The sequence below is a fragment of the Immundisolibacter sp. genome (genome assembly GCF_041601295.1).
GTDB lineage: Bacteria > Pseudomonadota > Gammaproteobacteria > Immundisolibacterales > Immundisolibacteraceae > Immundisolibacter.
Genome location: NZ_JBFIII010000128.1, coordinates 1 through 6,487 on the forward strand (window position 1 = coordinate 1; position 6,487 = coordinate 6,487).

The 6,487-nt window shown below is 65.6% G+C and carries 4 protein-coding genes; 1 reads left to right on the top strand and 3 read right to left on the bottom strand.

Annotation, left to right across the window (positions count from 1 at the left end; genetic code table 11):
- From ABZF37_RS13080 to ABZF37_RS13090, 3 genes are all read right to left on the bottom strand, one after another.
- Positions 1-219, bottom strand: a 219-nt coding sequence (locus ABZF37_RS13080) for an ATP-binding protein (RefSeq protein WP_372720631.1), incomplete at its 3' end; no start/stop codon positions are given.
- A gap of 309 nt (positions 220-528) precedes the next feature.
- Positions 529-2,187, bottom strand: coding sequence for a gamma-glutamyltransferase (gene ggt / locus ABZF37_RS13085; protein WP_372720633.1), 1,659 nt, complete (start codon positions 2,185-2,187; stop codon positions 529-531).
- Between the two features lie 27 nt (positions 2,188-2,214).
- Entirely contained in the window at positions 2,215-2,997 is a 783-nt protein-coding gene (locus tag ABZF37_RS13090; RefSeq protein ID WP_372720635.1) for an SDR family NAD(P)-dependent oxidoreductase, read from the bottom strand.
- A gap of 145 nt (positions 2,998-3,142) precedes the next feature.
- Here ABZF37_RS13090 and ABZF37_RS13095 point away from each other — a divergent pair.
- Positions 3,143-6,487: indolepyruvate ferredoxin oxidoreductase family protein (locus ABZF37_RS13095; RefSeq protein WP_372720637.1), on the top strand; the 3,345-nt coding region annotated here is incomplete at its 3' end.

Sequence of the window (6,487 nt, forward strand, 5' to 3'; positions counted from 1 at the left end):
GCCGCGGCCGTCGTCGCGCACCGCAAGGGAGCCGTCGTCGTGCAGCGTGACGCTGATGTGGTGCGCGTGCCCGGCCAGCGCCTCGTCCACCGCGTTGTCGATAACCTCCTGCGCCAGGTGGTTGGGGCGTTCGGTCTGGGTGTACATGCCGGGGCGTTTTCGCACCGGTTCGAGGCCGGTCAGCACCTCGATGGAAGCGGCGTCGTAGCTGTGATTCATGCGTGGGCTGGCAGGCCGGTGGGCAGCAGCAGAATCGCTCACGCGATCCGGCGGGGCGGGCTAAGGGTTCGCTATGCTAGCAGCCTGTCGGACTTGGGGCTGATCTACTGCGCAGGAGGGAGAACGGTCCAAATTTCCCCGATTTTTCCTTACATGGAACCACCATGCGCGTCAAAATCGTGAAACTTTGTCCGCAGTCTCCCACTATGCTCGCTACGATCGCCCAAGTCCGACGGGCTGCCAGTCACTATGTCCCGCGAGCGTAAGGCCGCGCCGATGCCGATAGGACCTGTGGCCAGCCCGGGATTCTCAACGCACCTGCGCACTGCCCTTGCGACGCGGGTCGCTTGCGGCCTGCATTTGCCCGGTGCGCGGCTGCCAGGCGATGGCCTGCATATTGCCGTAGCGCCGATTCACCTGCTGCAGGGTGTGTCCAAGTTTTTCAAGACCGGCGATGTCGTCGGCACCCAGGCCCTGCGGTTCGTACTCCACCACATCGGGGCTGAACTGGTGGTGGTAGCGGCCGGTCGTCACCCACTCGGCCGGATCGTCGCTGCCCTGCGCAAAACTCAGAGTCCCCAGCAGCACCATGCTGATGATGCGGCTGCCGCCGGGCGTGCCGAGCACCGCCACCGCATCGCCACGGCGCAGGATGGTCGGCGTCATGCTCGACAGCGGCCGCTTGCCGGGCGCAATGGCGTTGGCGTGGCTGCCAATCAGCTTGTACGCGTTGGGGCTCCCGGACTTGGCCGAGAAGTCGTCCATCTCGTCATTCAGCAACACGCCACTGCCGGGCGGCATGAAGCCGCTGCCAAACGGGATGTTGACGCTGAGGGTGGCCGACACGATGTTGCCGGCGGCATCCACCACCGAAAAATGCGTGGTGTCGGTGCCTTCCGGGCCGGACGGCGCGCCCGGCAGGCTGGCGCTCGATGTGGCCTGGTCAGTCCGGATACCAGCGCGCAGGCCGGCGGCGTAGTCCTTGCTGCCGAGCATCGCCAGCGGCATGGCCACGTAGTCGGGATCGCCCAGATACTCGGCGCGGTCGCGGTAAGCCCGGCGCATGGCCTCCACAATCAGGTGTTTACGCGTGACCGGATCGCGCAGATTCAGCGCGTAACCTTCCAGAATATTCAGAGCGGTCAGCAGGGCCACGCCACCGGACGATGGCGGCGGCGCGGTCAGCACCTCGACCTCGTGGTAACGCCCACGCAGGGGGGTGCGTTCCACGGCGCGGTAGTCGGCCAGATCAGACAGGGTCCAGGCGCCGCCGGCAGCGTTGACGCCCTCCACCAGCAGCCGCGCCGTGTCACCGCTGTAAAAGCCGGGCTGGCCCTGGCGTGCCAGCCGTTGCAGGGTCGCGGCCAGATCCTTTTGCACCAGCCGGAAACCGGCCTTGGGCGGCTGGCCCTGGTCCAGGAACACAGCGGCCGCGGCCGGGGCGGCAGCCAGCGCCTTTTGCCGCATGCCGACCATCTGTAGATGAAACTCATCCGGCTCGAAGCCCTCTGTCGCCAGCCGAATGGCTGGCGACAGATTGCGCGCCAGGCCCAGCCTGCCACACCGCTTGCCGACCTGCACCAACCCCGCGGGCTCGCCGGGAATACCAGCCGCCAGTGGCCCATTCAGCGATTTCTCCCTCACCGGCTTGCCGTCTTCGCCCAGGTACATATCGCGCGAGGCGCTTTGCGGCGCCCGCTCGCGGGCATCGACAAACAGGGCTTTGCCGCCCTTGAGCTGGATCAGGTAGAAAGCCCCGCCTCCGATACCCGAACTGACCGGCTCGACCACCGCCAGGGCGGCGCTGACCGCGACCGCGGCGTCGCAGGCATTGCCCCCGGCGGCAAGAATCTCGAAGCCGGCCTCGGTGGCCAGCGGGTGAGCACTGGCAATGGCACCGAGCTTTGGAGCAGCCGCCAGTGGGCTGGCGACGAGGGTGACAAGAACAATTGTTAGCAAACGTTGCACGGGGAACCTCGGCGACCGATTGGGTAATTACATGCCGGTAAAGCAAGCGCCGCCGTCGACCGAGATCATCTGCCCCGACACAAAGTCCGACAGCGCCGACAGCAGGTACACGGCCGTGCCGACCAGGTCGTCGGCGTATTGCTCGCGGCCCAGTGAGCAGATGGACTTCATGGCGTCAGTGATGCCCTCGGCATGGTTCTCGCGCATGATGTCCTTGCTGGCCTGGCTCTGTATGAAGCCCGGCACCAGGGTGTTCACGCGGATGCCGTTGGGCCCCAGTTCGCGCGCCAGGCACCGCGTCATCGTCGCCACCGCGCCCTTGCTGACCACGTAGTGCAGCAGGTTTGGATTCCCCAGCTGGATGGTGTTCGAGGAGATATTGACGATCTTCCCATAGCCCTGCGCGCGCATGGCGGGCACCACCGCCTTGCAGGCGTGCCAGGTGCCGGTGACGTTAATGGTGAGCATGCGCTGCCAGGCGTCTTCGGAGATTTCGTCGAAAGGCAGCATGCGGGCGCCCTCGGTCACCGCGCTCGGCCCGAACATGGCGGCGTTGTTGATGATGCCGTCGATGCGGCCGTACGCCTCGACGGTGGCCTGCGCCATGGCCGCGCAACTGGCCATGTCGGTAACGTCGAGCTTCAGGCCCAGGCTGTCGCCGCCCAGCATGCCCAGAGTCTCCTCGCAGGGGAGAATGTCCGCCGCAACGACCGTCGCGCCCTGCTCGGCCAGACCCTTGGCATAGGCCTGGCCAATGCCGCGCGCCGCGCCGGTGACAATCACCACCCGTCCGTCCAGTACTGCCGCCATGTGTCACTCCTCCAGGGGTCGATGCGGTCGGTAATTCGCTGTCACACAGATAAGCCGGCGTCAGTCTAACCCCGGTGCCACGCATTGCCGCGGCGGGTAGGGCGGCGCTACGCTTGTCAAGTTCCAGCCCCCCGCGGAGTGTTGTATGAGCCTGCTGCCAGTCACCTTGGAAGACAAATATGCACAGCCCCACGGGCGGGTGCTGGTGTCGGCCACGCAGGCGCTCACTCGCTTATTGCTGGAACAGCGCACGCGGGATCTGGCCGCCGGCTGCAATACGGCCGGCTATGTGTCGGGCTACCGTGGGTCGCCGCTGGGCACGCTGGACAAGGCGCTGTGGAGCGCTGAAAAGCACTTGACAGAACATCACGTGGTGTTTCGTGCCGGGGTGAATGAGGACCTCGCCGCCACTGCCATCTGGGGCACGCAGCAACTGGCCGTGTTCGAGGGTGCGCGCTACGACGGCGTGTTCGCAATGTGGTACGGCAAGGGCCCGGGCGTGGAGCGCAGCGGCGATGCGCTGCATCACGCCAACCTCGCCGGCACGTCTCCTCACGGCGGGGTGCTGATGGCGGTCGGTGACGACCCGGTGTGCCACTCGTCCACAGTGCCACAGCAAAGCGAGTTCGCGCTGATGGCAGCGGGCATTCCGGTATTGGCCGCCGCCAACATTCAGGATGTGTACGACTTCGGCTTGGCCGGCATCGCCATCTCGCGCTTCTCCGGCGTGTGGGTGGCGCTTAAACTGGTCACCGACGTGGCCGAATCGTCGGCCGTGATCGACCTCGATTCTGCCGCCAGTCGGCTGGTGCTGCCGGCCGATTTCGTGATGCCCCCGGACGGCGTGCACCTGCGCGTGCCGGACTGGCCGACCTTCCAGGAAGAACGCCTGATGCGCTACCGCCTGCCGGCGGTGCAGGCAGCCGTGCGCGCCAGTGGTCTGGATCGGGTGACGCTGACCAGCCCGCAGCCGCGCCTGGGCATCGTCGCCTTTGGAAAGGCTTATGAGGACTTGCGCCAGGGACTACTCGATCTGGGGCTCGACGATCGCACCGCCGCGCAGCTGGGCATAACGCTGTACAAGCCGGCGCTGATCTGGCCGTTGGAACCGCAGGGCCTGCGCGCGTTCGCCGCCGGCCTGGAAGAAGTGCTGGTCGTGGAAGAAGGCCGCGCCATGCTGGAAGGGCAGATCAAGGACCTGCTGTTCGCTCTGCCGGACGGGCAACGGCCGCGGGTGGTGGGCAAGCTCGATGAGGCCGGTCGGGTGCTGTTTTCCGATTTCGGGGAATTGAGTCCCCGTGCCGTGGCTCGCGTGCTGGCCAGGCGGCTTGCACCGATGACTCCAGACGCCGGCATCGACACCCGTTTGTCGCTGCTGGAGGGCCAGCGCGAGCGGGCCAGCCGCTACCAGGCCAAGTTCCAGCGCACGCCGTATTTTTGTTCCGGTTGCCCGCACAACACCGGCACCCGCATTCCCGACGGCAGTGTGGCACTGGCCGGTATCGGCTGCCATTTTCTGGCCCAGCGCATGGAGCGCAACACCAAGACCTGGACCCACATGGGTGCTGAAGGCGTCAGCTGGGTCGGCATGGCACCGTTCACGGATCTCGAACACGTGTTCGTCAACATCGGCGACGGCACCTACTACCACTCCGGGCTGCTGGCCATCCGCCAGGCGGTGGCGTCGGGTGTCAACGTCACCTACAAAATTCTCTATAACGACGCGACCGCCATGACCGGCGGCCAGCCGATTGACGGCCCGATCAGCGTGGTGCAGATCACCCACCAGATGCACGGCGAGAGCGTGCAGCGCATCGCCGTGGTCAGCGATGCACCGGAGAAATTCAACCGCCGCGACTTCGCCGAGGGCACCACGCTTGATCACCGCGACCAGCTGGACGCCGTACAGCGGGAACTGCGCGAATGTCCGGGTACTTCGGTACTCATCTACGAACAAACCTGCGGCACCGAGAAACGCCGTCGTCGCAAACGCGGCAAGCTGGCCGACCCGGACAAGCGGGCCTTCATCAACGACCGTGTGTGCGAGGGCTGCGGTGATTGTTCGGTGAAGTCGAACTGCCTCTCGGTGGTGCCCCTGGAAACCGAATTCGGCCGCAAGCGCGCCATCGACCAGTCCGCCTGCAACAAGGATTACTCCTGCGTGAAGGGCTTTTGCCCGAGCTTTGTCACCGTCCATGGCGGTGGCCTGGCCCGACCCCGCGGCAACCAGGTGCCGGAGGCGTTGTTGCAAGGTCTCGCGGAGCCCACGCGTCCCGAGGCGCAGTCGGCCTACGGCATGTTGGTAGCTGGTGTCGGCGGCATGGGCGTGGTCACAGTCAGCCAGTTGTTGGCCACCGCTGCGCACATGGAGGGCCGTTACGTGCTGGTGCTGGACGACACCGGTCTGTCGCAAAAATTCGGTTCCGTATTCAGCCACGTACAGATTGCTGCCAGTGCCGAAGCGCTGCACACCGGACGCGTGGGCGATGGCAACGCCGACCTGCTGCTGGGGCCCGACTTGGTGACCTGCGCCAGCGAGAAAGTGCTGGCCAAGACCAGCACCGGCCGTACCAATGCGGTGGTCAACACCTACGAGCAGATGACCGGCGACTTCACCCGCCAGCCGGATCTGACCTTGCCCAGCGTCGACCTGAAGCACGCCGTGAGTGAGTTCTGCGGCGATGGGCGGGTGCATTTCGTGGATGCCACGCGCTTGTCGCGGGAGCTGATCGGCGACGCCATCGGCGCCAATATGTTCCTGCTCGGTTACGCCTATCAGCGCGGTCTGGTGCCGCTGTCGGCGGCCTCGATCGAGCGGGCGATCACCCTGAACGGCGTGTCAGTCAACGGCAACGTCAACATCTTCCGCTGGGGTCGGCTGTATGCAGAGCAGCCACGCCAGGTGGAAGACATCGCCGCCAGCAGTCGTGGACCCAAGACCAGCGCGCCCCTGTCGCATGACCTCGCCAGCCTCGTTAACCGGCGGGTGGCGGACCTGACCGCCTACCAGAACGCGGCTTATGCCGAGGGCTACCGGAGCCTGGTCGAGCGGGTGCGGCAAGCCGAAAAATCCAAGACCAAGGGCATGAGCGGCCTGGCCGAAGCGGTAGCCACCAACTTCTACAAGCTGCTGGCCTACAAGGACGAGTACGAGGTGGCACGTCTGTATACGGACGGCGAGTTTCTGGCCAAGCTTCGCGAGAGTTTCGCTGGCGACTATCGGCTGCGCTTTCACCTGGCACCGCCGCTGCTGGCGCGACGCGATCCGATCAGTGGCCAACTGCAAAAACGTGAATATGGCGGCTGGATGTTGCCGGTGCTCAAGGCCCTGGCGCATCTGAAGTTTCTGCGCGGTGGCGTGTTTGACGTGTTCGGCTATACGGCAGAACGCCGTATGGAGCGGCGCCTGATTGGCGATTACCAGAAGACCATGGAAACCGTGCTGGCGGGGCTGGATCACGAAAATCACGCGCTGGCCCTGGAAATTGCC

Coding starts and splice junctions, on each gene's coding strand:
- ABZF37_RS13090 (WP_372720635.1), bottom strand. CDS start 2,997: ATGGCGGCAGTACTGGACGGACGGGTGGTGATTGTCACCGGCGCGGCG.